Source organism: Nonomuraea cypriaca (genome assembly GCF_015645445.1).
Taxonomy (GTDB): Bacteria; Actinomycetota; Actinomycetes; order Streptosporangiales; family Streptosporangiaceae; genus Nonomuraea; species Nonomuraea cypriaca.
The window spans coordinates 1-4,537 of record NZ_JADOGI010000414.1 but is presented as its reverse complement, the minus strand read 5'-3'; the positions used below and the strand labels follow the sequence as shown (position 1 = coordinate 4,537).

General features: G+C 61.2%; 2 protein-coding genes and 1 pseudogene. All 3 read left to right on the top strand.

Annotation, left to right across the window (positions count from 1 at the left end; translation table 11 throughout):
- Window positions 1–118: 118 nt before the first annotated feature.
- Window positions 119–238: pseudogene (locus ITP53_RS61635) on the top strand (AAA family ATPase); the annotation flags it as partial.
- Window positions 239–319: 81 nt separating this feature from the next.
- Complete coding sequence (locus ITP53_RS53970; RefSeq protein ID WP_328818819.1) at window positions 320–1,975, top strand: ATP-dependent nuclease; 1,656 nt, start codon at window positions 320–322, stop codon at window positions 1,973–1,975.
- Between the two features lie 26 nt (window positions 1,976–2,001).
- Window positions 2,002–3,936: a UvrD-helicase domain-containing protein gene (locus ITP53_RS53965; protein WP_195903243.1), complete on the top strand. Its 1,935-nt coding sequence runs from the start codon at window positions 2,002–2,004 to the stop codon at window positions 3,934–3,936.
- Window positions 3,937–4,537: the final 601 nt, after the last annotated feature.

Here is a 4,537-nt window from a genome sequence, read left to right as displayed (position 1 = left end):
CCGGCTCAAGAACCGCGACCTCGGCCGCCCTCCCGCCGCCGACCGCGACACACAGTAACCATCAACACGAGTCAGGGGGTCAGATTTCAGACGTTGGAAAGGGGTCAGTTTTGAGGCGGTGTTGACAGCTGCCACGTTCCAGCCAGGGCTCACAGTGCTCGTGGGTGAGAACGATGGCGGGAAGACCGCGATCGTCGATGCAATCCGCCTATGCCTGCTCTCCTCCGCTACCGACTACTCACGAGTCACTCTCGATGACTTCCACTGCGGTCCTCATGGCCGAGCCACCGAGCTATCCATAACCTGCACCTTCAAGGGCATGTCCGACGTAGAGGCGGGCACCTTCGGCGAGTTTCTCACTGCCTCGTCCCCTGAGGAGCCAACTCTCCACGTCACGTTCCGCGCTCAGATTCCTGACCTCAGCAACCCGCACCGAATCTCAACGAGCATCCGGGCCGGCGCACAGGGAGAGGGCGCTGCGATCGATGGCAATGCCCGCGAACTCCTTCGGACGACATACCTACGCCCACTGCGGGACGCCGAGGCGGCGCTCGGTGCCGGTCGTAACTCGCGCCTCGCACAGATCTTGAACCAGTATCCAAGCATGGCTGGTCAGGAGCTCAACGACTTCATACCGGACCAGGTGGTGCCAACCACCTTGGTCGGCATCCTTCGGCGCGCCGAGCACGATATCGAGAACAACCTAGTCATTAGACAAGCGCGAGACGAGCTCAACGACAGCTATCTTTCCAAGTTCGCCCTCGGCGGCGATCGACTCGAGAGCAGGATCGGCGTTGTCTCCAACGCATCACTTCAGCAGATCCTCGAACGACTCGAACTGGCTATCGCTGCGGACGGGGTGCGCGCTGAAGCCACCCGGCACGGTCTCGGCATCAACAATGCCCTGTTCATGGCCGCCGAGCTCCTGCTTCTTGGCAAGAAAGGCCTGTCCCCGCTTCTTCTCATCGAGGAGCCCGAAGCCCACCTTCACCCCCAGCTTCAGAGCCGCGTCATGCAACTCCTGGTTGACCACTCGAGCGGCGTTGACGCCATTCAGATCATCGTGACGAGTCATAGCACCCACCTCGCCGCATCCGTACCGGTCGAGCGTCTGGCTGTTGTCGCACGCGGCACCGTCTACCCCCTGTCCCAGGGGCTCACCAAACTGAAGCCGAGCGACTACGCCTTCCTGTCCCGGTTCCTTGACGCAACCAAGGCGAACCTGTTCTTCGCTCGAGCCGTTGCGATCGTGGAAGGCGACGCCGAAATGATCCTGCTGCCGGCCCTCGCCAAGGCCGCCGGCTATTCCTTCAACCGGGACGCGGTCAGCGTCGTCAACGTCGGCCACACAGGCCTGTTCCGATACGCGCGAATCTTCCAACGAACGTCCCCGCCCTACCTCCCTGTCCCGGTCGCGTGCATCCGAGACCGGGATGTAGCACCGGCTGGAACAGCGGAGGATCTCCGTCGCGGGCTCCCGGCCGCCGAGAATATGACCGAAGCGGACCTCAACGAGCATCTGAAGAAGCTTAAAGAACATGACGGCCAGAAGGTGCGCACCTTCGTTTCAGATCACTGGACCTTTGAATACGACCTGGCGGCAGCGTCGTGGACGCTGGCGAGAATCATGCATCAGGCGGTATCCGCGGCCACCTCCTGTGTCACAGGATGGCCGTCCGATGAGCGTCTTGGTGACATCTTCCGCAACGCCGCCCAGCAGGTCGACGCTTGGCACGAGGCCCAAGAACCTCTGACACGAGTCGCCGAGATGATCTACAAGCCGCTTCGAGCGAAAGGCAGCAAGGTCAGCAAAGCCATCGCTGCTCAGCATGCCGCTCACCTGCTTGAATCACCGGAGGTCAAGCTACCGGAAGCCGACTTGCCGATATACCTGTCGCAAGCCTTCGCCTACCTGTGCTCGGAGCCCCAGTTACCACCCCACTCGCCGTCTTGGCCTTGTCTCGCGACACCATAGAAGAACAGGCACACAACCTGGGGCTGGTGATCGATGAAGACGCACAGTGGGAGTTTCTCCTACGAGCCGACTCTGTCGATGTGCAAGCGGCTCCTGGATCGGGCAAGACAAGCCTGGTTGTATTGAAGCTCGCATCCCTCGCGAACACCTGGACGGAGGCCACCCGAGGGATATGCGTACTCTCCTTCACAAATACCGCAAAACAAGAGATTCTGGATGGACTCGAACGCGTGCCCGGTGGACGTCGCCTCCTGAACCACCCGCATTTTATCGGCACTATTCAGGATTTCACTCATACATTTCTCGCGCTCCCATGGCTCCGGTCGAACGGCATTGTGATCGAGTCCATCGACGACACCCGGTACGAGGCGGCGATGAGAAGCCTTCTCTACCAGAAGGAGTACAGAGGGCTACGCTACGCACTCGAACAGCGGCATGACGCCATGCCGCTAGCCCTCTCCGCCTCCTATTACTTCGATCCGCAGATCAACGAGCTTCGTATCCGTAGGCTCCCTTTCGGCGCAGCCGCCAAAAGCAGCGCCGAGTTGATCGCCATCAAGAAGGCTCTCAGCGACCGTGGCATATATCGCTACAGTGACGTATTTGCAATAGCCGCCATCTATCTCCACCGCTGCCCGTGGGCCGCGCGAGCGCTCCGTGAGCGTTTCCCCTATATCCTCATCGACGAGATGCAAGACACAAGCGCCATACAAGACGAGCTGCTCACAAGCGTCTTCGATCCTGATCGCATCGCCCTGCAACGCGTTGGCGACCTTAACCAAAGAATCTTCTCCGAAGACACGAACGACCCGATAGGAACGTTCCCACACCCAGACCGAACTCTCGAACTTTCACGCAGTCGCAGATTCGGTACCGCCATCGCCCGAACGGCCAGCCAACTCACCGCCACCCGAAACCAACAGATTCTCGGCAGTGCTCATGCCCCTGAAGGCGCCCTCGCTGTCATCACTTTCGATGAAGGGTCCATCCTCAAGGTCATCCCTTACTTCGAAAAACTTGCCACCGAAAAAATCGGCGCGGATATTCTTCAGATCAACCCTCCTCGTGTGCTCGCTGGCAGACTCACCCCTGGGACGAGCAACAAACTGCCACGCTCCCTTACCTGTTACGCACCACACCTGGCGCCCGCACCGAAGGCGGTCGATACAGGACGGCTGATAACAGTTGCACGCAGACTAGCGATGATGACCACTAATGGAACCATGGGCGAGGCAGCCCATGAACTTTGGGATGTGATCCGGAGCTTCTCACGCTCCGCCCAAACCTCGCGTCCTGCTTCAACTGTTGAAAAGCCTCCAGCGCATTTGCCAGGGTTCCGAAACCTCGACCGGACCCCCGGAAGCCTCGAGCACGCGGCACGCTCTGCCGTGATGAGCATGCTACTTAATCCTGCCGACACCGAGGAAATCTGGGCGGCGCAAGTCGCCACCCTGCAGGATGCGGTCACCGGAATCACTGGCATCGACCATAAGAGGTTCACCACCCCGGCCACATGGCGTGAGTGGTTCGGCTTCGCCCATGCGCCTGCCCCCGCCGAGGCTGCCGAACAACGTCCCCTCAATGAGGTCGCTGCAATCCCGAGCACCACCGCGAGCGCCAAGGGCGAGACACACTCCGCAACACTGCTACTCGAATGTCTGGACCGCAGGGGGAAGAACCACGACCTGTCCACGCTCCTGCCCTACCTCACCGGTACAGGCCAGACCCTCGCCAGAGCCAGCGCGGACACCAAATATGCGGCCTGCCTCGCCTTCGTCGGGGTCACCCGTCCCCGTCACCTGCTTGCTCTCGCCGTACGTCACGACAGCGCCGAACGATACCTGCCTGACCTGCAAGCGATGGGTTGGGAAGTGCACTGCCTACTCGACGGCGTTGAGACCATGCCGAAGCCCGACGAGAAAGCGTCCGCTAAATGGCCGGGCCAGCTGACCATCCTCTGAAACGGCCGAACCGCTGCGGCCGTGGTCATGAACCGCTCGAGCATGGCGAGAAGCCGTGCATCTGCCCCCGCGGCGTGTGACCTGCGCTGTTTCTAGCGGCGTCGCGTACACGTGACGGTCTACGCTGCCACCAACGTCCGTACGCCCCGCCAGGCAGACCCGGCCTCGGCCACGACAGCCCGGCGATGGTCCTGTTGTAATCGGCCGCGACAGCCACACCAGGCAGCGGGCCCAGGACGTCGGCCGGCACACGACGCATGGCAGTGGTCCAGCAACGGCGCACCGTGTGGGTGCCGAATATTGTGTCACAGGTTTGATCTGGGGTTTTGCTGTGCTCGATGGCTCGCTCCGGCAGGATGGCTCTGCGGCTGCTGTACTTGATCGTCTTACGGGTATTCTGCTGGATCGCGCTACTCGCCCGATCACAGGCGTCCAAGGACGCAGAAATTCTGATACTGCGGCATCAGCTGCTGGCGGTGGCGTCCCGCCGAGTGGTGTAATCATGTGCTCGAGTCGTGGGGTCCTGGTGGTGGGGCGAGTTCGGCGGGTGTGGAGTCGGGGGTGCTGGCGCGGAGTTCGGTCATGGAGGTTTCCGATAGGT